The following is a 22,170-nucleotide window of genomic DNA, read 5'->3' as shown; positions in this document are numbered from 1 at the left end:
GCTGGACGGCGATCTGAGGCGCGAAAGATCGGCGGTCGACCGAAAATGCGTCCTCAGCCGTAGGTGTCGCGCGGACCACGCCCTGGAATCGACCTGGGACCCTTTTTCCAGTTCGGGACGTCCGGGCCCTGGAAACGGATCGACGCGATGCCCGCGTCGGGGAAGTTCACCGCGATGTGGTTCATGATCTCGATCCGCATCAGCCGGAGCTGGGTCGACCACGCCGTGGACTCGCACGCGACCGTCAGCACGCCGTCGACGACGCCCACCGGAGTCGAGCGCTTCGCGGTCTCCTCGCCGGCGATCGCCGTCCACGACGACATCAGGTCGCCCTGCGCCAGCGGTGCCGTCCAGCCGAGCTTCACGGTGAGGGAGTCGAGGACGTCGCCGAGGTCGTGCGGGTCGCGGCCCTTGCCGAACGGGATCGCGTCGCCCTTGGGCTCGGCGCGCTCGACGGTCTTCCGGATGCGGCGCGGGCCGTCGGCGCCGAACACCTCCTTGAGGTGGCGGTAGACGCGGGCGGCCTCGGAGTCGGGTGCGGGGGCTCCGCGGCGGAGGGAGTCAGCCATCGGACGGCTCCGACGGGGCGGGCGGCTCCGGGGACGCGGGATCTGTGGACGCCGGCGCTGGGGACGCGGGCTCCGCGGAGGACGCCGCGGCGGAGGAGACGGCGCCAGGAGAAGGGGAAACGGACGAGACCGGATCGGGAGAAGAGGGGCGGGAGGACTCGGGACCGGGAGGAGGGGAGTCGGAGGACACAGGATCGGACGAGGCGGAGTCGGGTGCGATCGGCTCCGGCACGGCGATCGGCGCGGCGGTGGCGCCCGTGCCGACGATCCGGCCGGCCTCGATCCGCACGGTGTGCGCGGCCAGCGCCTCCGGGACGTCGTCGAAGACGGCCGCGGTGATCAGGACCTGCTCGTAGTCGGCGACCACCGAGGCGAGGCGCTCGCGCCGGCGAGCGTCCAGCTCGGCGAAGACGTCGTCGAGCATCAGCACCGCATCGCCCATGGGGGAGTCGCGCCGGAGCGGCTCCGCGGTGCCCAGCTTCAGCGCCAGGGCTAACGACCAGCTCTCGCCGTGGCTGGCGTAGCCCTTGGCCGGCAGCGCGTTCAGCTCGAACTGCACGTCGTCGCGGTGCGGGCCGACGAGGGAGACGCCCCGGTCGAGCTCGCGGCGTCGCACCCCGGCCAGCGCGGACGCGAACGCCTCCGCCAGTCCCTCGCCCGCCGCCGGTGACGCGGCGCCCGGCTGCTCCACGGGCTCGCCGTCGTCGTCGACCGCGCCCTCGATGCTCAGGCGGGAGCGGAGCACCGGACGCTGGTCGGCACCGGCGACCGCCTCGTACGCGGCGCGCACCGGTCCGCTCAGCTCCTCCACCAGGGTGAGGCGCGACTGCATGATCTCGGTCCCGAGCGCGATCAGGCGCTCGTCCCAGATGTCGAGGGTCCCGAGCTTCGAGGGGTCGCGGACGCCGCTCGCCCGTGCGGACTTGAGCAGCGAGTTGCGCTGGCGCAGCACCCGCTCGTAGTCGGCCTGGACGGCGCTCATCCGCGGGGAGCGGAGGATCACCAGCTGGTCGAGGAAGCGGCGGCGGGCCGACGGGTCGCCGCGGATGAGGAGGAGGTCCTCCGGCGCGAAGAGGACGCTGGAGAAGAAGCGGGGGAGCTCGCGCGGCTTGATCCCGCCGCGGTTGATCTGCGCGCGGTTGGGGGAGGAGCGGTTGATCTGCACCTCGGCCAGCAGGTCGCGCTCGCCGTTGCGGAGGCGGGCGCGCACCACGGCACTGTCCCGGCCGGCGCGGATGAGCGCCTGGTCGCTCGACACGCGGTGCGAGCCCAGGGTGGAGAGGTAGCCGAGCGATTCGACGAGGTTCGTCTTGCCCTGGCCGTTGCGGCCGACGAAGAGGTTCGGTCCGGGCACGAGCTCGACGTCGACCGACTCGTAGTTCCGGAAGTCGCTGAGCGCCAGCTGCGTCACCTGCACGTCGCGCTCCTCTCCTCCACCCGTCGTCGCGGGCCTTCCCTGCACCTCTGCGGGCTCCTCGCCCGTCCCGATCGGCCGATCCACCCGCTCCGGCGCCTGCGGCCCGCTGTCCCACTGCCGACCAGGCGTTCGTCCCGGATCTCGACACGCCCTGCGGGGCTACTCGACCAGCATGCTGGCAAGACCATCCGTCGGGCCGGTCTCCATGCGCCGTCGCGGGGCCACTCGACCAGCATGATCGGCGGCGCCCCGTCCCCGCCCGTGAAGGCGGCCGCAGGCTCGCCGCCCGACGCCGGTAGCAAGGTGGAGGCGGCCGGAGGCCCGCCGCCCCCGTGAGAGCATCCTTGCCTCACGGGGGCGGCGGGCCGCAGTCCGCCGTCCGTCACCGGCCCTGCGGAACGCGCCCCCCTCCGGAAGCCGACCGCCGTGAGGACTGCCGGAGGCAGTCCTCACCAGCCCACTCAGTCGACGGCCTTGACGGAGTGCCCGCCGAACTGGTTGCGGAGCGCTGCGACGGCCTTCATCGCGGGGGAGTCCTCCTGGCGGGAGACGAAGCGGGCGAAGATCGAGGCGCTGATCGTGGGCACCGGGACGGCGTTGTTGATGGCCTCCTCGATGGTCCAGCGGCCCTCGCCCGAGTCCTGCACGTAGCCCTCGATGTTCTTGAAGTCCGGGTCCTGCTCGAGGGCGCGGACGAGGAGCTCGAGCAGCCAGGAGCGCACGACCGTGCCGCGCTGCCACGCCTTGAAGGTGCCGGTGACGTCCTTGATGATGTCGCTGCGGGTCTCGAGCAGCTCGTAGCCCTCGGCGAACGCCTGCATCAGGGCGTACTCGATGCCGTTGTGGACCATCTTCGCGTAGTGGCCGGCGCCGACCTCGCCGACGTGGACGAAGCCCTCCTCGCGGGGGCCCTCGGGGCGCAGCGCGTCGAAGACGGGCATGGCGTACTCGACGAGCTCCTTCGGGCCGCCGACCATCAGGCCGTAGCCGTTCTGGAGTCCCCAGACGCCGCCGGAGACGCCCGCGTCGATGTAGTGGATGCCCTTGGGCTTCAGCAGCGCGTCGTGCTTGAAGTCCTCGGTGAAGCGGGAGTTGCCGCCGTCGATGACGAGGTCGCCCTCGCTGAGCTTCTCCGACAGGTCCTTGACGACCGCGTCGGTGATCTCGCCGGCCGGCACCATCACCCAGACGATGCGGGGCGAGGGGAGTGCGGCGATCATCTCGTCGAGAGAGGCCGCGTCCGAGACGTCGGGATTGCGGTCGTAGCCGGTGACCTCGAGCCCCTTGGAGCGGAGGCGGGAGCGCATGTTGTCGCCCATCTTGCCGAGGCCGACGAGTCCGATGTGCATGGTGAACCTTCCTGGATTCGTTGTCCGGCGGGCGGGCGCTCGTCGGGAGCGGGGCGGTCGCGGCTCTGCGATCCGGGGAGTGGTCAGCGCAGCAGCAGGTTGGGCTGGAGCAGGTAGCGGTAGCTGTCGCTGCCGGGCTGCTCCCGCGAGGTCTGCGCGGTGATCAGGACGGGGCCGGGCTTGTTGGGGTTCTCGGTCTTCGTGAACGCGATGCGCACGAACTCCGAGTGGACGGCGGCGAGGCCGTCGAGCAGGAACTGCGGCTTGAGCGAGACGACCACGTCGTCGCCGGTCACGATCGCGTCGATGCTCTCGGACGCCTGCGCCTGCTCCGAGCCGATGGCCTCGAGGGTGAGGCCGTCGCTGCTGAAGCTGAAGCGGAGGGCCGCCTCGCGCTCGAGCACGAGCGAGACGCGGCGGGTGGCCTCGATGAGGTCGCTGGTCGACATGACCGCGTAGTTCTCGACGGAGGCGGGGAAGAGGCGCTTCACGGGCGGGAAGTTGCCCTTGATCAGCAGCGACGTGACGGTCTTGCGGTCCGCGGTGAAGGCGATCAGCTCGCGCTCGTCGCGGTTGGTGATCGCGACGGAGACGGTGCCGGAGTGGCCGAAGGTCTTGCCGACCTCCTGCAGCGTGCGCGCGGGCACGAGGGCGGTGAGCGGCTGGGTGGGCGCGGGGTTGTCCCCGTTGTCCCAGTCGATCTCGCGGACGGCGACGCGGTAGCGGTCCGTCGCGACGAGGCCGATCGTGTTCTCGGTGATCTCGAGCTGCACGCCGGTGATGACGGGGGTCACGTCGTCGCGGGAGGCGGCGACCGCCACCTGCGAGACGGCGGCCGCGAAGGCGTCGGCCGGGACGAGGCCGGTGGAGGCATCGATCTCGGGGATGCTCGGGTACTCCTCCACGGGCATCTGCAGGAGCGTGAAGTGCGCCGAGCCGGCCGAGACCGAGACGCGCGACTCCTCCGTGGCGATGCGCACGGGAGCGTTGGGGAGGCGGTTCGCGATGTCGGCGAGCAGACGGCCCGAGACGAGCACGGTCCCCGTCTCCTCCACGTCGGCCGCGATCTGCGTCTGCGCGGACACCTCGTAGTCGAAGGAGGACAGCGTCAGACCCTCGGCGGTCGCCTCGATGAGGACTCCGGAGAGGATCGGCAGGGTCGTGCGCTGCGGAAGCAGCTTGACCGCGAAGGACACCGCCTCGCTGAAGACATCGCGGTTGGCTTGGAACCTCACGAGTACACCCCTGACGAGTCGCGGACGAAGACCGTCGCCCATCGTACCCGCCGGGCTCGACGAGCTCGGAAGGGGGTGGACCGCCGAGCACTCCCGAGCCGCTGTGGAGAGGTTGCCGGTCGAGGCTTCATTAAAGAGAGAACTGCGTTAACAGTGTTAACACGTGTGGAAACTGTGGAAAACGCTTCGGACCCTTACTCCTGGGTGGGATCGGAGGGACCCGCCCCTGTGGAGGGAGTGTGAGCGGGCCCGTGGACGCCCTGTGGAGGGATCCGAGCCGACCGGTCGCCCTCCACAGGCGGGCTCTCCCGGCGCACAGTCCCGAGGCGGTTGTCCACAGTTATCCACAGGTTCCTCACACTGTGGAAATCGGCCCTCCGAGGCGCGCGAGGCGGCGTGTCCGAGGCCCGCGCAGTGGGTCGAGGAGTCCGTCGACGACGTCGCCGGGTCACGACGGAGACCGTCGAACGCGGCTCGCGCCGTCCGAGCGGCGCGGAAGACGATGCGCGCTCCCTCTCCCCTGCGCTGCTCTCCTGGCCGTCGCTCGGCGGATCGACACCGTCCGATCGCACGCCGGCCGCTCAGCCGCTCACCCGGACCCCTTGAGCACGTGCGGTTCATGCTGGTCGAGTAGCCCCAGCGAGCCGTATCGAGACCCCCGCCAGCGCCTTCGCCCGATCTCGACGCGCGCCGACACCGACGCCCTGCTGCTCGCGCCGCGATCCCCGTCGCCTCCCCTCACATGAAGAGAGGGGAGCGACTACCCGACCACCGCGCACGGACGCCGATGGACCCCCGGACACGTCACCCGGGACAGGTGGTCCCGGGGACCGTACGACTACCGACTAGCGGTTCGTCTTGATGCGGGTGGTCAGCTCGGTGACCTGGTTGTAGATGCTGCGGCGCTCCTTCATGAGCTCCGAGATCTTCTTGTTCGCGTACATGACCGTGGTGTGGTCGCGGTTGCCGAACAGCTGGCCGATCTTGGGCAGCGAGAGGTTCGTCAGCTCGCGGCACAGGTACATGGCGATCTGGCGCGCGGTGGCGACGGCCTGCGAGCGCGACGAGCCGTAGAGGTCGTCGACCGTGAGCTTGAAGTAGTCCGCGGTGTGGTTGATGATGTCGACCGGCGAGATGACGTTGTCCTCGTCGAGCGTGATCAGGTCCTTCAGCACGTTCTGCACGAGCGACATGTCGACCGGCGTGCGGTTCAGGCTCGCGAACGCGGTGACGCGGATGAGCGTCCCCTCGAGCTCGCGGATGTTGCTCGACACCTTCGACGCCATGAACTCGAGGATGTCGTCGGGCACGAGCAGCTTCTCGCTGACCGCCTTCTTGCGGAGGATCGCGATGCGGGTCTCGAGGTCGGGAGCCTGCACATCGGTGATGAGGCCCCACTCGAAGCGCGAGCGCATCCGGTCCTCGAAGCCGGTCAGGGCCTTCGGCGGCAGATCGGACGTGATCACGACCTGCTTGTTGTGGTCGTGCAGCTGGTTGAAGGTGTGGAAGAACGCCTCCTGCGTCTCCGCCTTCCCCTGCAGGAACTGGATGTCGTCGATCAGGAGGATGTCGACGTTGCGGTAGCGACCGTGGAAGGCGTTGCCCCGGTTGTTCGCGATCGAGTTGATGAAGTCGTTCGTGAACTCCTCGCTCGAGACGTACCGCACGCGGATCCCCGGGTAGAGGCTCATCGCGTAGTGGCCGATGGCGTGGAGGAGGTGCGTCTTGCCGAGCCCGGAGTCGCCGTAGACGAAGAGCGGGTTGTAGGCCTTGGCGGGAGCCTCGGCGACGGCGACGGCCGCGGCGTGCGCGAACCGGTTGGAGCCTCCGATGACGAAGTGGTCGAAGGTGTAGTTCGGGTTTAGCCGGGTGTCGGTCGCCTGAACAGTCCGAAGCTCCTCGACCCCGCGGGTGGGCGAGACCGTGGTAGAGGAGGCGGTGATCGGCTCGAACGGGTTCATCGACTCCTGCGACGACGGGGAGCTGAGGGGCTCGTGCTCGATGTCGGGGTTCACCACGAAGGCGAACGTCGTGACGCCGAAGGAGTCGTCGAGTGTCCCGATCGCGCTGAGCAGGGGCACGCGCACGCGCTGCTCGAGCATCCCGCGGGTGAACTCGTTCGGGACCTCCAGGTAGAAGGTGCCCGCCATGATGCCCTTGGGCTCCACGAGCGAGACGAACCCGTAGAGGGGAGCGGTGATCCGCTCGTCCTGGGACAGTGCGCCGAGGATCACGTTCCACGCGTCGACCATCGACGTGTCGTCTGCCATCTGTCTCCGGTCCTGGGTGCTGTCGCTGTGAAGTCGCTGCGGGATCGCCGTCTCCGCCGGCCCCGTCGCCGCCCGCTGCAGGGGCGTCGCGGACCGGGCGCGGAGCCGGGTCTCGAGTGCCGCTCTCTCCACAGGGTTGTCCACCGGCCTCGAGCGATGCCTGTGCGGGCGCGGGAGGACGCGGATCCCACCTGTGGATAACTGCGGCTCAACACCGTAACGAACGGAGCCGACGGGAGACAAATCCACCACAGCGACACCCGCGTGTCAATGCGCGGAACCCCGTGTCCCGTGTGCATGATCGAGGTTTCGCGCCGTCCACATTTGACCGGTGACGGAACAGGCCGTAGTTTAAATCAGTTGACGCCTGCCCGGTGTCGTCCGTGCGGCCCTCGCAGGCCGAGCGGATTCCGCAGCCGGGCACCCCTTCTTCCCGGAGGATCCGAGTCTCCGCCCGAGCGGGTGGTGCCGGTTCGCGCCGCGGAACACGTACGTGGAGATCTGATTATGAGCAAGCGAACCTTCCAGCCGAACAACCGTCGTCGCGCCAAGGTGCACGGCTTCCGTCTGCGCATGCGCACCCGTGCCGGCCGCGGCATCCTCAGCGCGCGCCGCGCCAAGGGGCGCACCGAGCTCTCCGCCTAGCAGCGAGCGGTACCGACCAGCGGTGCTGGCCAGAGCCAATCGCATCGTCCACGGAGGCGAGTACCGGACAGTCGTCCGTCGCGGTGTGCGGTCCACAGGACCGCACACCGTCACGTATGTCCGCCGGTCCTCCGCGGGCGATCCGGCGCGGTTCGGGTTCATCGTCGCCAAGACGGTCGGCACCGCGGTGACGCGCAACACCGTCCGCCGCCGGCTCAAGGCCGTGGCGTTCGAGCTCGTCCCCGAGATCGACCCCGGCACCCAGGTCGTCGTCCGCGCGCTGCCCGGCAGCGCCGACGCCCCCTGGTCGGAGCTGCGCTCCGAGGTGTGGTCCGCGATGGCGCGAGCCGCGCGGACGAGCGGGGCGTCCTCGTGACCGCCGTGCTCCCCCTCCGCGAGGCGCCGTTCGCCCGGCTCGGGTGGGCGATCCTCCTGCTGCCGCGGAACATCGGCGTCCTGCTCCTGATCGTCTACCGGGCGGTCGTGTCCCCTCTCTACGGGGACGTCTGCCGTTACTACCCCTCGTGCTCCGCGTACGCGCTCCAGGCGGTCCAGCTCCACGGGCTCGTCCTCGGCTCCGTCCTCGCGGCCCGCCGTCTGCTCCGCTGCCACCCGTGGGCGGCCGGCGGCATCGACGACGTCCCGACCTCGATCCCCCTGCACCGACCGGCTTCCGGCCGGACCCGCTTCGCCGTGACGCGAGCCGGGTTCGTCGTGGGCCCTCGAAAGGACTGACCCCACTCCATGGACCTCCTCGGCACGATCCTCTGGCCCCTCAAGTGGGTGGTCGAGCTGCTCCTCGTCGCCTTCCACCAGCTGCTGACCTTCACCGGCATGGAGGCGGCCGCAGGAATCACCTGGGTCCTCTCGATCGTCGGCCTGGTCATCGTCATCCGCGCCGCGCTCATCCCGATCTTCGTCAAGCAGATCAAGAGCCAGCGCCGGATGCTCGAGGTCGCGCCCCAGCTCAAGAAGATCCAGGACAAGTACAAGGGCAAGCGCGACCAGCTGTCCCGCGAGGCGATGTCCCGCGAGACCATGGAGCTCTACAAGAAGACGGGCACCAACCCGCTCGCCTCCTGCCTGCCCCTACTGATCCAGATGCCGATCTTCTTCAGCCTGTTCTCGGTGCTGAACGCGGCGCAGCACAGCCAGAAGGGCGTGGGCCCGCTCGACGAGACGCTCGCCCGCCAGTTCGGCGAGGCGAACCTCTTCGGCGTCGCACCGCTGCACCAGTCGATCCAGGGCGCACTCGCCGAGGGCGGCCAGGAGCCGGTCATCATCATCGCGGTGATCATGGTCGTCCTGATGACCGCGTCGCAGTTCATCACGCAGCTGCAGATCGTCTCGAAGAACATGTCGCCCGAGGCGAAGGCCTCGCCGACGTTCAAGCAGCAGCGGATCCTGCTCTACATCCTCCCCCTCGTCTTCGCCTTCTCGGGCTTCGCCTTCCCCCTCGGCGTGATGTTCTACTGGCTGACCTCGAACATCTGGACGATGATCCAGCAGTTCATCGTCATCCGGAACATGCCGACCCCGGGCAGCGAGGCCGCCAAGGCCCGCGAGGAGCGCCTGCGCCGCAAGGGCAAGCTGGTCGAGGAGACCACGGCCGCCGGCGACGTCACCCTCGTCGAGAAGAAGGCCGTGCAGCGCACGCAGCCCGTGAGCAAGAACCGCTCCAAGAAGCAAGCCGGAAAGAAGTAGAGCCGCCATGACCGATCCGATGCAGACCATCACCGACGACGCGTCCGCACCCGCGGACGTGGACGCGTCCGCCGTCGACGAGGCGCCCGAGTCCACGCTCTCGCAGCTCGAGGACGAGGGCGACGTCGCCGCCGACTACATCGAGGAGTTCCTCGACATCTGCGACCTCGACGGCGACATGGACATCGAGGTGCGCAACGGCCGCGCCTACCTCTCGCTTACCGCCTTCGGCGGCACGAACCCTCGGGTGCTCTCCCGCCCCGACGCCGTCCAGGCGCTGCAGGAGCTGACGCGCCTGGCGGTCCAGACGAAGACCGGCGCGTTCTCCCGCCTCATCCTCGACATCGGCGGCTCCCGCGACGCCCGCGAGGCGGAGCTGGCCCAGCTGGTCGACCGCGCGATCGAGCGGATCGAGGGCGGCGCCACGTCGGCCTCGCTCCCGCCCATGTCGTCGTACGAGCGCAAGCTGGTCCACGACATGGTGGGCGAGCGCGGCTTCGTGTCGGAGTCGCGCGGCGAGGCGCGCGAGCGCCACACCGTCATCACCCGCGGCTGAGCGGCGTGGAGTCGACCCTCGAGGCCGAGCCTGCAGCCGCTGCGGCGATCGCCGGCGACCGCCTGCCCGTTCTGCGGCGCTTCACGGAGGCTCTCGCCGACCAGGGCGAGGAGCGCGGCCTGATCGGGCCGTTGGAGCTCCCCCGGCTCTGGACGCGGCACGTGCTCAACAGCGCCCTGGTGGCCCCTCTCCTGCGTCCGGGACTGGTCGGTGATGTCGGCAGTGGCGCGGGCCTTCCCGGGCTCGTCCTGGCCATCGTGCGGCCGGACGTCCGCTTCGTGCTCATCGAGCCGATGGAGCGTCGCGTCGTCTGGCTTCAGGAGCAGGTGGACGGACTCGGACTCGAGAATATCTCAGTGCTTCGCGCCCGTGCCGAAGAGGTGCAGCTCCCGGGGCCTCTCGACCAGGTGACCGCTCGGGCGGTCAGCGCCCTCTCGAAGCTGATCCCGCTGACCGCGCCGCTGCTGCGGCCCGGAGGCGAGCTGGTCCTGCTGAAGGGCATCAACGCCGAGAAGGAGATCGAGGCGGCGGCCAAGCAGATCCGTCGTTTCCGGCTCTCCCCGCCCGAGGTCGTCGTGCTCGGCGACGGCGTGCTCTCCGAGGTGACGAGGGTCGTCCGGGCTACAGTGGGATGATCGCCACGACGCCGCAGTGAGCCCCCGACTCCTCGTCCGTCGACTCCTCGGTGCTGATGTCCGTCCCACTCGCTGAGCGAAGGTTTCACGTGAAACAAACCGATTCCGCCGGTCTGACCGGAGGCTTCGATTCCTCGACTCCCCTGGCCCGGGAGATCGCGGACATGACCCGTCGGCGCGCACTGCTGAACGCCCAGCCGCTGCCCAAGCCCGAGTCGACGCGCGTCATCACGATCTCGAACCAGAAGGGCGGCGTCGGCAAGACGACGACGACCGTCAACCTCGCCGCCGGGCTCGCCCGCGGTGAGGCGAAGGTGCTCGTCATCGACCTCGATCCGCAGGGCAACGCGTCGACGGCCCTGGGCATCGAGCACCGCGCCGAGACGGCCAGCGTGTACGACGTGATCGTCAACGACACTCCCCTCGCGGACGTCGTGCAGAAGAGCCCGGAGTTCGCCTCGCTCTACGGTGTGCCGGCGACCATCCACCTGGCCGGCGCCGAGATCGAGCTGGTCTCGCTCGTCGCACGCGAGCAGCGTCTCCGCCGTGCGCTCGACCGCATGCTCGACACCATGGACGAGCCGTTCGACTACGTCTTCATCGACTGCCCGCCGTCGCTCGGTCTGCTGACCATCAACGCGTTCGTCGCCGCTCGCGAGGTGCTCATCCCGATCCAGTGCGAGTACTACGCGCTCGAGGGGCTCAGCCAGCTGCTCAAGAACATCGACTTGATCGAGCGGCACCTCAATCCGAACCTCGGTGTCTCGACGATCCTCCTGACGATGTACGACGGCCGCACGAACCTCTCCCAGCAGGTGGCAGCGGATGTCCGAGAGCACTTCCCGAAGGAGGTGCTGCGCGCGGTGATCCCGCGCAACGTGAGGATCTCGGAGGCGCCGAGCTACGGACAGAGCGTGATCAGCTACGACCCGCAGTCGTCCGGTTCGCTGGCGTATCTGGAGGCGGCCGCAGAGATCGCACGACGCGGAGCTCGGAAGACACCCGAGACGGCACACAAAGGAGAGGCACGCTGATGGCGACCAAGCGCACGGGACTCGGCCGGGGGATCGGCTCGCTCATCCCGACCAGCGACGAGTCGCGCTCCCGGCCTGTCGACGTCTTCTTCCCTGATCAGGTCGGCGATTCGGCCCGTGCCGAGGAGCTCCTCGAGGTCCCCGGAGCGCGCTTGGCGCGACTCCCCCTCGCCGACATCACCCCCAACACGGCGCAGCCGCGGTCGGTGTTCGACGAGGACGACCTCGCGGAGCTCGTCCACAGCATCCGCGAGTTCGGAGTGCTGCAGCCGATCGTCGTCCGGCCCGTGACGGCTCGCGGCGGAGCGAAGTACGAGCTCGTCATGGGTGAGCGCCGGTTCCGCGCCTCGAAGGCCGCGGGACTGACCACCATCCCCGCGGTCGTCAAGGACACGGCCGACGAGAACATGCTCCGCGACGCGCTGCTGGAGAACCTGCACCGCGCCGACCTCAACCCGCTCGAGGAGGCGTCCGCCTACCAGCAGCTCCTCAGCGACTTCGGGATCACCCAGGAGGCCCTGGCGACGCGGCTCGGACGTTCGCGGCCGCAGATCTCGAACACGCTCCGTCTCCTGCGGCTCCCGGCCGATGTGCAGGCCCGCGTCGCTGCCGGCGTCCTGACCGCAGGACACGCGCGTGCGGTTCTGTCCCTCGACGACGTCGAGATGATGCGCCGCCTGGCCGACAAGATCGTCAACGAGGACCTGTCCGTCCGCGCCGCCGAGGCCGCCGCGGCGCAGATGAAGGCGCCGCGGACGACCACGCGTCCCGTGGTGGAGGAGCAGGGCGGGCACTCCGGACACCTCTCGTCGATCGCGGATCACCTCGGCGACCGGTTGAACACGCGCGTCAAGGTCACCCTGGGCGCACGTAAGGGCCAGATGATAATCGACTTCGCCACCATCCAGGACTTGAACCGCATCCTCGCCGAGCTCGGGGAGCCGACTGAGGTGTCGCTCGCTCCGTAGAGGGTCGGCCTAGTGGCCGCCACTGATTCGCCGTGCGGCTGGCGTGCGCGGCCTCGCGCTGTGTTCTTGGCCGCAATCGCCGATGTGGCGGTATCCGCTCCCGTCGTCGGCACCGCGATCGCAGATGAGCACGCTTGGGGCGATCTTCGAGATGCCTTGTGAGCTGAGGATTCTCGGTTGTCGTCCTCTCTCGGATTGATAGGCCCTTCTGACCGGTACAGTCCGATGAAGTGGTTCCGGGTTCTGCGGGGCGCTGCTTACTCCGGTCCTGGTCGAGAATACGGCTGGTATTGCCGATCGGTGACGATCGCCGGGTATCTGGTGCATTGATCTCTGGATAGAGCTGCTCACGATGCGCCTATATGGCGGTTGAGTAGGCGTGGAGCGCCGGATCTAGGGTTGGCTGAGTTCAGACCTCGTTGACCTCCGGAGTTCATGTCGCTTTCGGTGACTCGCTGGCGGGCGCAGGACGGGTGCCTGGGCGGGTCGTACTCGGTGGCGCTCTCCGCTGCCCAGGGCGACGTCATGGTCGCCGATATTCGCGTGCGCAATGTTTCACGTGAAACATTCCTACGTCGGCCGCCGAGATGAGGATCACCTCGGCTGTCCGTGCATCGCAAGTAGCCGGTGAGGAGTGCTTCCTCGGCCTCCAGAAATTGGCCGGCGGGGGGGCAACCTTAGACGAATTGCAGTATTGCGTCGTTTTCACGGATCGATGCAGATGTGATGACTGGGTTCGCCGAGGTTTGACGGAGGACTCCGTCGGCGGTCGCCCCCAGAGAGCACTGAAAGAGACGATGGAAGGACCGTTTCACGTGAAACGGTCCGCTCTAGGGCGGCCTAGCCATTGAAGAGCTACGAGCTTGTCAGGTAGGAGGGGAGGCCCTCGTCGGCTCGACTCGCTCCAACGGGCGCAACATTTCGGATCGAAGTTGCTCAACGGCGGCGGAAGCGTTTCACGTGAAACGCCCCTGCCGAGAACATTGGACGCCCATGCGGATCATCGTGGGACCGACTTCGATCGCAGTGCTCGAAAGAGATTGCTCGCCTGAGCAGCGGAATAGAGACACCACCCCCCCCCGAGGCGAAGTTGAGGTCGGAGAACCAAGCTAAAGGGGTCCCTTCGGCCCGTGGATCTCTATACGTCGCGTTGTGGCTACTCGACCAGCATGGCGAAGGGTGCTGGCGTCGATCAGCGTCGATAGAACAAGTCGTTTCCTAAAGATGGCGCGGGTGGCGATTGTGGTGAGCCTCGATTCGACGCACTACTGCTCTTCGCCGGTATGTCTGCGGATATAGCGAAACGATCGGTGTGGATATCTTGCTCCAGGCAATGCCTCACCTGGTACCCACCGAGGGTCTCCGGTTCTCGATACGCAGCAATGCGGTTCCTCGACCAGCATGACTACGAGGACCCGGTGCCGATCGAAGCCCTTGGGCCGGGTCGATTCCTGGTGGGTTCAGCGCGACGAGGGGGGCCTCGCCACGCCGATCTACGGATACTCGACCGGCGCGGCGATGGGTGTCTGACGTTGTCGGAGTCGAGACGCGGCCTCGGGTTCTTCCCCGGAGTAGGCACTGCTGGTCTGCTGATGAAGACCAAGACACGCTGTTGGGCGGCTACTCGACCCATGTCATAGGAGAAGGGGGCGATCGCGGGTCTCGATATACCGCGATCCGGCTACTCGTCTGGCATGGTTTCGCGCACTTGTTCACAACGCCGCAGCCTCGCGACCAGGAGCGTACGCGCAGCGGACCGTTTCACGTGAAACGGTATGGAGTCAGGAGGCTGCGAGCTTCGCGAGGGTGGAGTAGACGTCGCCGAGGTAGCGGCCGGATGCCTCAATGGCCTGGGGAACGAGTGAGGTCTCGGTCATTCCGGGAAGGACGTTCGCGTCGAAGAACCAGGGGAGTCCGGCCTCGTCGATGATGAAGTCGAGTCGCGACAGGTGGCGGAGCCCCAGCAGCTCGTGGATCGCGACGGCCACGCGGGACACTTCCTCCGTGATCTCCGGCGAGATCCGGGCCGGCGTGTAGAAGTGCGTCTCCCCCGCGTTGTAGCGCGCTTCGAAGGTGTACTGGCCCGCGACGGGTGCGATCTCTACGGGCGGCAGCGCGAAAGGTCCGTCACCGAGGTCGAGAACACCGACGGAGACCTCGGTTCCCTGGATCTGCTGTTCGATGAGCACGACGTCGCCGTAGGTGTACGCCTCGACCATCGCTCGCGGGAGCTGCGACGACTCCGTCACGATGCTGACGCCCTGGGCCGAACCGCCCTGAGCGGGCTTCACCACGAGGGAGCCCGGCAGGTGCGCCTCGACCTGCTCCAGAATCCCGCCGGCTCCGAGCTCGCGGAAGGTCTCGCGGGGGAGGGTGACGGAGCGCGGGGTCGAGAAGCCCGCGCGAACGACGAGCGTCTTCGCGGTCGGCTTGAACCAGGCCAGGCGCGCCGCGTCCGTCTGCGAGCCGACGTAGGCGAAGCCAGCCGCCTCGAGGAGCCCGAGGAGCGCACCGTCCTCACCGCTCGCCCCGTGCACCGCGGGCCAGACGACGTCCGGACGCTTCTGCAGGAGCGTCGAGAGGAGGCCGGCGTCCGGTTCGTGCAGGGAGACGCGGTGGCCCATCGCGGAGAGACGATCCGCCACGCGACGGCCCGACCGCAAGGAGACGTCGCGCTCGTGGCTGATGCCACCGCTGATGACGACGATGTCGAGTGTACGGTCGAGCACAGAGAAATCGGTCATGACCAGGGCTTTCTTATCGAAGGAGCGGTGTCAGGAGACGTTCGGCGGCAGGACGGCGTCACGCTTGCTCGCGTCGGCGCTGCTCAGCCGGCCCGTGCCCGCGAAGGTCGACAGCAGATCGAGCTCCCCGTTGATGACCGTGGCGAGGCGGCGGATGCCGTCACCGATGCGCTCCGGCGTCGGGTAGCAGAACGAGAGGCGGATGTTCTGACGTCCGTCTCCGTTACCGTAGAACGCAGTGCCCGGCGTGTACGCGACGAGCTCCTTCACTGCGCGCGGCAGCATCGCCTTGGAGTCGAGCTCCTCGGGCAGCGTGACCCAGACGTAGAAGCCGCCGTTCGGGTTCGTCCAGCTGAGGCCGGGCAGATGGGTCTGCAGGCCCTTCAGCATCGCTTCCTTCCGCTCGCGATAGACGCCGCGGAAGGTGTCGATCTGTCCGCGCCAGTCGGCCGTCTCGAGGTACTTCGAGATGACCAGCTGGCTGAAGGACGACGGACTGAGGACGGCCGCCTCGTTGGCGAGGATCAGCCGCTCGCGGATCGCGTGCGGAGCGAGAGCCCAGCCCACCCGGAAGCCGGGAGCGAGCGTCTTCGAGAACGTCCCGAGGTAGATCACCCCGTCCTCCTCCAGCGAGCGCATCGCCTTCGGCGGGACATCCTCGAAGTAGAGGAGGCCGTAGGGGTTGTCCTCGAGCACGAGGATTCCCTCGGACTTGCAGATCTCGAGGATCTCGACGCGGCGCTCCCAGCTGAGGGTCACGCCTGCGGGGTTGTGGAAGGTGGGGATCGTGTACAGGAACTTGATCGTCTTCCCGGCGGCGCGCACGCGGGCGATGTGCTCGCGGAGGGCCGCGGGGATGAGCCCGTGCTCGTCCATGGGGACGTGCTCGACGTCGGCCTGGTACGACCGGAAGATGACCATCGCCGTGACGTAGCTGGGGCCCTCGGAGAGGACGACATCCCCCGGGTCCAGGAACAGCTTCGAGACGAGCTCCAGGGCGTGCTGAGAGCCCGTGGTGACCACGATGTCGTCCGCGCTGGCGGAGATGCCCTCAAGAGCCATGACGTCGAGGATCTGCTCGCGCAGGACGGGGACGCCCTGCCCCGACCCGTACTGCAGCGCGACGGGTCCCTGCTCCCGCATCACGGTGTCGATGGCGCCGGTCACCAGGTCCTGGGGGAGCGCGGACACGAACGGCATGCCGCCGGCGAGCGAGACCACTTCGGGGCGTGACGCGACGGCGAACAGGGCTCGGACCTCGCTGGCGGCCAGACCGGCCGTGCGCTCCGCGTAGGAGTTGTACCAGGGGTCGAGGTTGGTGCCGCGGTTGGTCACGATGGTTCCGCTTCGCTCGGTGGACAGGGTCTCTCCGGCCGGAGCCGGGTGGATCCACAGTACCGGCCGGTCCTGTGCTGCGGCGGGGCGGTCGGGCGCCACTGCAGGGATCGTGGCCTGCGCCAAAGCAGGGCTGTTTCACGTGAAACAGCCCTGCACGAGGAGAGCCCCCGTCACGACGTGACAGGGGCTCTCGGAGACCGCAGGGCGGTCAGGAGTGCGAACTCAGAGGAACGCGGCCAGGTCGGCCTCGAGGGCCGGCTTCGGCTTGGCGCCGATGACGGTCTTCACGACCTCACCCTTCTGGTACACCTTCATCGCCGGGATCGACGTGATCTGGTACTTCGCGGCGGTCTGCGGGTTCTCGTCGACGTTCAGCTTGACGATCTCGATCTTGTCGCCGTGCTCGGCCGAGATCTGGTCGAGGATCGGCGCGACCATGCGGCAGGGGCCGCACCACTCGGCCCAGAAGTCGACCAGGACGGTCTTCTCGGAGTCGAGGACGTCGGACTGGAACGATGCGTCGGTGACGCTCTTCGCGGTGGACATGGTGTTCTCTCCTTCACGAGTCGGCGGGCTGCCGGCTCCGATGTGCGATGACCGGACGGTCAGCGGGTGATGAGCTCGGCCCGGGGTGAGCCTTCGGTGTGGGCGGTGCCATCGGCGAGCGAAGCGAGGTAGTGCTCCGCGTCGAGGGCGGCGACCGTTCCGGATGCCGCGGCGGTGACGGCCTGACGGTAGGTCGGGTCGATCACGTCGCCCGCGGCGAAGACGCCGGGAACGGAGGTCTGGGAGGAGCGGCCGACCACCGAGATGGTGCCCTCGGTGGTGAGGTCGAGCTTGCCGTGCACGACGTGCGTGCGCGGGTCGTTGCCGATCGCGATGAACAGGCCGTCGAGGTCGAGGTGGGACTCGGTGCCGTCGACCGTGTCGCGCAGCTTCACGCCGTCGACGTGGTTCTCGCCGGTGATGCCGGTGACCTCGGCGTTCCAGATGAACTCGATCCTGTCGTTGTCGAAGGCGCGCTTCTGCATGACCTTCGAGGCGCGGAGCGAGTCCTTGCGGTGGATCACATAGACCTTCGCGGCGTGCTTGGTGAGGAAGGTCGCCTCCTCCATGGCGGAGTCGCCCCCGCCGACGACGGCGATGGTCTTGCCCTTGAAGAAGAATCCGTCGCAGGTGGCGCACCACGAGACACCATGTCCCGACAGGCGGTCCTCGTCGTGGAGGCCCAGCTTGCGGTACGCGGATCCGGTCGCGACGACGACGGTCTTCGCCTCGATGCTCTCGCCGGAGCCGAGGTGGACGGTCTTGACCTCGCCCTCGAGATCGAGGGAGGTGACGTCGTCGTAGAAGGTCTCGGCGCCGAACTTCTCGGCCTGCGCCTGCATCGAGGTCATCAGCTCGGGGCCGAGGACGCCGTCGGGGAAGCCGGGGAAGTTCTCGACGTCCGTCGTGTTCATCAGGTCGCCGCCGATCTCGACCGACGAGGCCACGACCACCGGGTGCAGTTCGGCGCGCGCCGCGTAGATGGCGGCGGTCCAGCCGGCGGGGCCGGATCCGATGATGACGATGTCGCGCACGGCAACTCCTCGGGGTCTGTACGAGCGGTGACGGGTGGGGCGGGAGCCGAGCACCCGGAGCCGGTCGCTCGAATCGTTCCGCGGCTCCGTGGGCTACAACACATCCTAGGCGGGCACTATTCCGCGGGCCCGGGAGTGCCGGTCGTGCCATGCGCCGCTCGATGCAGCAGCCCAGGAAATGCAATCTGACCGGGCTTTTACCGGAGCAGCATCAGCGGCCGAGTCGGCGGAGCACCGGAGCGAGGACGGCGCGCAGCTCCGGCACCCGGAGGAACCAGAGGACCGCGAAGTAGACGAGCGCCATCACGGTGCCGATCGCGGCCATCGAGAGCAGCGGCTCCACGTAGTTCGAGACGGCGAAACCGCCCGCGCGCGTGCCGCCGAGGGCGACCAGGACGCCGTAGCCGGCGGCGGCGGAGGGCACCGCGGCGAGGAGGAACTGCGCGAGCCTGACGAGGATCCGCCTGCCTCCGCGGCCGCCGAGCCGGCGGCGCAGGAGGAGGGCCGCCACGAGGGCCTGCACGCAGATGCCGAGCGAGGTCGCAGCGGCGATGCCGACAGCGGTGCGGTCGGCGGGGAGCCGGAGCACGATCAGGTACCCGGCGACCGCCACGACGACCTGCACCAGGGTGAACAGGAACGGCCGCGCTCCGTCGCTCAGGGCGTAGAACGCGCGCTGCATGATGGCGATCGAGGAGAACAGCGGCAGGGCGATCACGTAAGCCATGGCGATCGCTCCGATGGCCTGCGCGTCCGCGTACGAGTCGGTGAAGACGGAGCCGAACGGCACTGCGACCACGACGATCGCGGCGGCGGCGAAGACGAGCATCATCAGCACCAGGCGGAGCGAGGTGGAGACGTCCGAGCGGAACTCCTTCATCTCCCCCCGCGCGGTGTGGCCGCTCATCTTGGTGAAGTACGCCATGGCGATCGAGATCGCGATGACCGAGTGGGGCAGCATGAAGATCAGCCACGCCTTCTGCAGCGCCGCGGCCGAGGGCCCCTCGCCGGACGCGGTGGAGGAGACCTGGCTCTCGACGATGCCGGCGACGATGGTCAGCAGCACCGTGGCGAACGACCACAGCGACATCCGCCCGGCCGTGCCGAGGCCGACGCCCCGGAAGCGGAAGTCGGGGCGGTAGCTGAGGCCGACCCTCCGCCAGAAGAGCATCAGGAACAGCGACTGGACGACGATGCCCAGCGTCGCGCTCCCGCCGAGGAGGGTGACCATCGCCGGGGACCACGAGTCGACCGGACGGTTCCCCTCCGGATCGGCGCCGAACAGCACCATGAAGGCGACGAGCCCGGCGATCACCACGACGTTGTTCAGCACGGGCGCCCAGGTGAAGGGGCCGAACGAGCCGCGGGCGTTGAGCACCTCGCCGAGGATCGTGAAGAGGCCGTAGAAGAAGACCTGCGGCAGGCACCAGAACGCGAAGGCGACGGCCAGCTGGTACTGCTCCGGTCCGTAGCCGGGCGCGTAGAGGCGCACGAGCAGGGGAGCGAGGACCGTGGCGGCGATCGTGGTCACCAGGAGCAGGCCGAGCGCCAGGGTCAGCAGGCGGTTGATGTAGCCGCGGCCGCCGTCGGCGTCGAGGCCCGCCCGCACGATCTGCGGGACGAGGACGGCGTTCAGAGCGCCGCCCGCGATGATCGAGTAGATCGTGTTGGGCAGCAGGTTCGCCGTCGTGAAGGCGTCCGCGCCCGGCGCGACCGCGGCTCCGATCGTGTTCGCCATGACGATCGACATGACGAAGCCGAGGATCCGCGAGACCATCGTGCCGGAGGCGAGGACGGCGCTCGCGCGTCCGAGGGAGAAGCTAGCCACGCGGGTCCGATCGCTGGTCGTCGAGGTCGGGCTGGACCTCGAGCACGGCGTTCGGGTCCTCCTCGTCCTCTGGGGTGTCGCCTCGACGGCGACGGCGGATGTTGCGGAGGATGCCGGCTCCGAAGACGACGACGAGCGCGATCCCGATGACGAGGGTGCCGACGGTCTCCCAGTCGGCGCGGACGCTGGTCGTCATGCCCGTGGGGATGCCGATGGGGACGCCCTGCGCCGAGGTCAGCTGCAGGCCGAGGCTCGTCTCGCCGTTGCCGACCCGGGCTTTCACGGGGATGAGGACGCGGCCCTGCGAGCGGGCGTCGATCTCGGTGGTCTCGATCGCCTCCTCGTCGATGTCGAGGACGGCGTTCGAGGTCGAGGCCTGGATGCGGACGGCGATCGGCCAGGGGAGCTCGTTGCGGACGTACACGGGGATGCTCGAGTCGCGGGAGACCTGCAGGATGCTGCCGGTCGCGTCGATCGACACCAGCGAGAGCGTCCGGTCGGCCTCGGTCATGGCCGCGCCGACGGCGTCGCCCCAGCCGCTGCCGTCTCCGCGCCAGGTCACCGAGAGCAGCGCCAGCACGTCGTTGCGGCTCTTGCCCGACAGCAGCTCCGGCTCCTGCAGCACGGAGGAGAACGCCTCGACCTCGGAGCCGGCGTCGAGCACGTCGCGCACCCGGTCGAGCCGCGACTCCGACTCCGGCGAGTCGACGACGCTCGCGCCCTCGGTCGCGGGGACGGCGAGGGCGGTGGAGAGGGCGACTCCGCGGGCCCAGGGCAGCGACTCGATCGCGTCGAGGGTCTCGGAGAGGCGCGCGGCGCCGATCGCCGAGCCGCGGCCGAGGGTGAGCACGACGTCCGGCGCGGTCCCCTCCTCCTGCACCTCGGCGAGATCGGTGGCGATCTCGGACATGCGGGCGCGCCACTCGGTGTCGTCGGTGGCGGTGGCGGCCGCGTCGAACGCCTCGGTGAGGCGCGAGTCGGCCACGACCAGGTCCGAGTCGCCGACGGTGGCGCGCGAGGTCGTGGTCACCTCCTCCGGCAGCAGGAGACCGGAGGAGGGGACGACCGTGCGGTTCACTCCGCTGGCCGCGTAGACGTCGAGGTCCGACCCCCGGAGGGTGCCCTCGTCGGGCCACGCGACGCTGCCGAGGGAGGTGCTCCAGTCGGAGGCGAGCAGCGACTCGGTGCTCGGACGCGCCGGCAGCTCCTCGGCCGGCTGGTCGGAGTCGACGGCGACCGTGGGCGCCGGGCTGGCGGTGCCGGGGACCGCGGCGAAGCGGGTGTCGTCGATCGCGTACTCGAAGGAGGTGGGAGAGAGGAGGGCGGAGAGCCCGGCCTGCGCCTGGGCCGAGACGTCGGCGTCGGCGTACGGCAGGGCGAAGCGCTCGTTCGGCACGGACTGCAGCCGGTCGAGCCAGTCGAGGGCCGACTCCGGAGCGGCGCTGCCGAGGATCCGGATCGAGGCGAGGATGCGCGGGTCGACCCCGATCGTGACGCCCTTCCCCGCGACCGCGTCGAGCTGCCGGGTGAGGGTCCCCGTGCCGTCGGTGTAGTCGGCGAGGGCCTCGGCCGAGAGCAGGCCGTCGGCCGTGTCCGGGACGGTGAGCGGGACGAGGACGCTGACGCCGGTCTCGCGCTCCGGGGCCACCGCGTCGTCGGTCAGCTCGACGGCGGTGCGAGCGGTCGAGACGACACCACCTGGACCGGTGACCGTGACGAGGACGGCGTGGGTGCCGAGCGCGGTCCGGTCGTTGGAGAAGGGGATCTGGTCGACCGGCACGGTGAGGCCGGCCTCGGCGGTGCTGGAGGGCAGCAGGCGCAGCTGGGCGGTCGCACGGACCGGGTCGGTGTCGTTGTCGGCCTCGGCGTCGAGCCAGTCGTGCAGCTCCGCGCGGGTGTCGAGGGTGGCGTAGGAGAGGGCGACCGTCACGTCGGCGCTGTCGATCGCCTCGGTGGTGCCGTTGCGCACGGCGATCGAGAGCTCGAGGTCCTGGCCGGGCCGCAGGACGCCGTCACTGCCGGCCCCGGCGGTCGTGGTGACGGTGCCGGGAGCGGGCGTCGAGGTCGCCGTCGCGGCGGCGACCGGGGCCGCGAGGGCGGGGGAGGCCACGCCGGTCAGGCCGCGCGCCAGGGCGGCGGCACCCGCCGAGCGGAGCAGGAGGAGGGCCGCCCGCGAGCGGCGGCAGCGGAGCGAGGGGTCGCGCCAATGCATCGGACTCCCGCGGCCTCCATGCGGGTGATTCTACGGGCAGCCCTCCTCGGGGCAGGCGGTGCGTCCGCTGTGCAGGCGGTTCCCCC

General features: G+C 69.2%; 18 protein-coding genes and 1 pseudogene. 8 read left to right on the top strand and 11 right to left on the bottom strand.

Annotation, left to right across the window (positions count from 1 at the left end; genetic code table 11):
* Positions 1-53 precede the first annotated feature (53 nt).
* From C5C74_RS01455 to dnaA, 5 genes and pseudogenes are all read right to left on the bottom strand, one after another.
* Positions 54-569 (bottom strand): DUF721 domain-containing protein, encoded by a 516-nt coding sequence (locus C5C74_RS01455; protein WP_104350856.1) that lies wholly within the window; start codon positions 567-569, stop codon positions 54-56.
* Between the two features lie 253 nt (positions 570-822).
* A pseudogene (gene recF / locus C5C74_RS01450) lies at positions 823-1,986 on the bottom strand (DNA replication/repair protein RecF); the annotation flags it as partial.
* 461 nt (positions 1,987-2,447) lie between these two features.
* Positions 2,448-3,335, bottom strand: coding sequence for a phosphogluconate dehydrogenase (NAD(+)-dependent, decarboxylating) (gene gnd, locus C5C74_RS01445; RefSeq protein ID WP_104222677.1), 888 nt, complete (start codon positions 3,333-3,335; stop codon positions 2,448-2,450).
* An 83-nt stretch (positions 3,336-3,418) separates the two neighbouring features.
* The gene (gene dnaN, locus C5C74_RS01440) at positions 3,419-4,570 is read right to left on the bottom strand and encodes a DNA polymerase III subunit beta (protein ID WP_104232992.1); all 1,152 of its coding nucleotides are present in this window, start codon (positions 4,568-4,570) and stop codon (positions 3,419-3,421) included.
* Between the two features lie 845 nt (positions 4,571-5,415).
* A complete protein-coding gene (gene dnaA, locus C5C74_RS01435; protein ID WP_374953481.1) occupies positions 5,416-6,720 on the bottom strand; it encodes a chromosomal replication initiator protein DnaA in 1,305 nt (434 codons plus the stop codon).
* 627 nt (positions 6,721-7,347) lie between these two features.
* Here dnaA and rpmH point away from each other — a divergent pair.
* From rpmH to C5C74_RS01395, 8 genes are all read left to right on the top strand, one after another.
* The gene (rpmH, locus tag C5C74_RS01430) at positions 7,348-7,485 is read left to right on the top strand and encodes a 50S ribosomal protein L34 (protein WP_055784512.1); all 138 of its coding nucleotides are present in this window, start codon (positions 7,348-7,350) and stop codon (positions 7,483-7,485) included.
* Positions 7,486-7,507: 22 nt separating this feature from the next.
* Entirely contained in the window at positions 7,508-7,861 is a 354-nt protein-coding gene (rnpA, locus tag C5C74_RS01425) for a ribonuclease P protein component (RefSeq protein WP_104350854.1), read from the top strand.
* Between the two features lie 5 nt (positions 7,862-7,866).
* Positions 7,867-8,220 (top strand): membrane protein insertion efficiency factor YidD, encoded by a 354-nt coding sequence (gene yidD / locus C5C74_RS01420; RefSeq protein ID WP_258064072.1) that lies wholly within the window; start codon positions 7,867-7,869, stop codon positions 8,218-8,220.
* A 9-nt stretch (positions 8,221-8,229) separates the two neighbouring features.
* Positions 8,230-9,189: a membrane protein insertase YidC gene (gene yidC / locus C5C74_RS01415; RefSeq protein ID WP_104222681.1), complete on the top strand. Its 960-nt coding sequence runs from the start codon at positions 8,230-8,232 to the stop codon at positions 9,187-9,189.
* Positions 9,190-9,196: 7 nt separating this feature from the next.
* Positions 9,197-9,745, top strand: a complete 549-nt coding sequence (locus C5C74_RS01410; protein ID WP_258064071.1) for a R3H domain-containing nucleic acid-binding protein — start codon at positions 9,197-9,199, stop codon at positions 9,743-9,745.
* A gap of 5 nt (positions 9,746-9,750) precedes the next feature.
* Complete coding sequence (gene rsmG, locus C5C74_RS01405; protein WP_104350815.1) at positions 9,751-10,380, top strand: 16S rRNA (guanine(527)-N(7))-methyltransferase RsmG; 630 nt, start codon at positions 9,751-9,753, stop codon at positions 10,378-10,380.
* 164 nt (positions 10,381-10,544) lie between these two features.
* Positions 10,545-11,414, top strand: coding sequence for a ParA family protein (locus C5C74_RS01400; RefSeq protein ID WP_258064073.1), 870 nt, complete (start codon positions 10,545-10,547; stop codon positions 11,412-11,414).
* The gene (locus C5C74_RS01395) at positions 11,414-12,382 is read left to right on the top strand and encodes a ParB/RepB/Spo0J family partition protein (RefSeq protein WP_104350853.1); all 969 of its coding nucleotides are present in this window, start codon (positions 11,414-11,416) and stop codon (positions 12,380-12,382) included. The genes C5C74_RS01400 and C5C74_RS01395 overlap by 1 nt, the downstream gene beginning before the upstream one ends.
* A 1,781-nt stretch (positions 12,383-14,163) precedes the next feature.
* Here the strand turns inward: C5C74_RS01395 and C5C74_RS01390 are convergent.
* From C5C74_RS01390 to C5C74_RS01365, 6 genes are all read right to left on the bottom strand, one after another.
* On the bottom strand, positions 14,164-15,126 hold the full coding sequence (locus C5C74_RS01390) for an ATP-grasp domain-containing protein (protein WP_104222685.1): 963 nt from the start codon (positions 15,124-15,126) through the stop codon (positions 14,164-14,166).
* Positions 15,127-15,156: 30 nt separating this feature from the next.
* Positions 15,157-16,461, bottom strand: a complete 1,305-nt coding sequence (locus tag C5C74_RS01385) for a PLP-dependent aminotransferase family protein (protein ID WP_104222686.1) — start codon at positions 16,459-16,461, stop codon at positions 15,157-15,159.
* A gap of 225 nt (positions 16,462-16,686) precedes the next feature.
* Complete coding sequence (gene trxA / locus C5C74_RS01380; protein ID WP_104222687.1) at positions 16,687-17,010, bottom strand: thioredoxin; 324 nt, start codon at positions 17,008-17,010, stop codon at positions 16,687-16,689.
* A gap of 59 nt (positions 17,011-17,069) precedes the next feature.
* A complete protein-coding gene (gene trxB / locus C5C74_RS01375) occupies positions 17,070-18,044 on the bottom strand; it encodes a thioredoxin-disulfide reductase (protein ID WP_104222688.1) in 975 nt (324 codons plus the stop codon).
* A gap of 211 nt (positions 18,045-18,255) precedes the next feature.
* Complete coding sequence (gene murJ, locus C5C74_RS01370) at positions 18,256-19,872, bottom strand: murein biosynthesis integral membrane protein MurJ (RefSeq protein ID WP_258064069.1); 1,617 nt, start codon at positions 19,870-19,872, stop codon at positions 18,256-18,258.
* Complete coding sequence (locus C5C74_RS01365) at positions 19,865-22,084, bottom strand: DUF6049 family protein (protein WP_104350852.1); 2,220 nt, start codon at positions 22,082-22,084, stop codon at positions 19,865-19,867. The genes murJ and C5C74_RS01365 overlap by 8 nt, the downstream gene beginning before the upstream one ends.
* Positions 22,085-22,170 lie beyond the last annotated feature (86 nt).

It is taken from the genome of Rathayibacter sp. AY1E8 (assembly GCF_002931415.1).
GTDB lineage: Bacteria > Actinomycetota > Actinomycetes > Actinomycetales > Microbacteriaceae > Rathayibacter.
The sequence above is the reverse complement of the archived record's forward strand: the minus strand, read 5'-3'. Positions and strand labels throughout refer to the sequence as shown.

Excerpts from the sequence above, each read along its gene's own strand:
- C5C74_RS01410 (WP_258064071.1), top strand. The coding sequence starts at position 9,197 with ATGACCGATCCGATGCAGACCATCACCGACGACGCGTCCGCACCCGCG.
- C5C74_RS01400 (WP_258064073.1), top strand. The coding sequence starts at position 10,545 with ATGACCCGTCGGCGCGCACTGCTGAACGCCCAGCCGCTGCCCAAGCCC.
- C5C74_RS01395 (WP_104350853.1), top strand. The coding sequence starts at position 11,414 with ATGGCGACCAAGCGCACGGGACTCGGCCGGGGGATCGGCTCGCTCATC.
- C5C74_RS01455 (WP_104350856.1), bottom strand. The coding sequence starts at position 569 with ATGGCTGACTCCCTCCGCCGCGGAGCCCCCGCACCCGACTCCGAGGCC.
- dnaA (WP_374953481.1), bottom strand. The coding sequence starts at position 6,720 with ATGGCGGGCACCTTCTACCTGGAGGTCCCGAACGAGTTCACCCGCGGG.
- C5C74_RS01365 (WP_104350852.1), bottom strand. The coding sequence starts at position 22,084 with ATGCATTGGCGCGACCCCTCGCTCCGCTGCCGCCGCTCGCGGGCGGCC.
- trxA (WP_104222687.1), bottom strand. The coding sequence starts at position 17,010 with ATGTCCACCGCGAAGAGCGTCACCGACGCATCGTTCCAGTCCGACGTC.
- C5C74_RS01390 (WP_104222685.1), bottom strand. The coding sequence starts at position 15,126 with ATGACCGATTTCTCTGTGCTCGACCGTACACTCGACATCGTCGTCATC.
- gnd (WP_104222677.1), bottom strand. The coding sequence starts at position 3,335 with ATGCACATCGGACTCGTCGGCCTCGGCAAGATGGGCGACAACATGCGC.
- rpmH (WP_055784512.1), top strand. The coding sequence starts at position 7,348 with ATGAGCAAGCGAACCTTCCAGCCGAACAACCGTCGTCGCGCCAAGGTG.
- yidC (WP_104222681.1), top strand. The coding sequence starts at position 8,230 with ATGGACCTCCTCGGCACGATCCTCTGGCCCCTCAAGTGGGTGGTCGAG.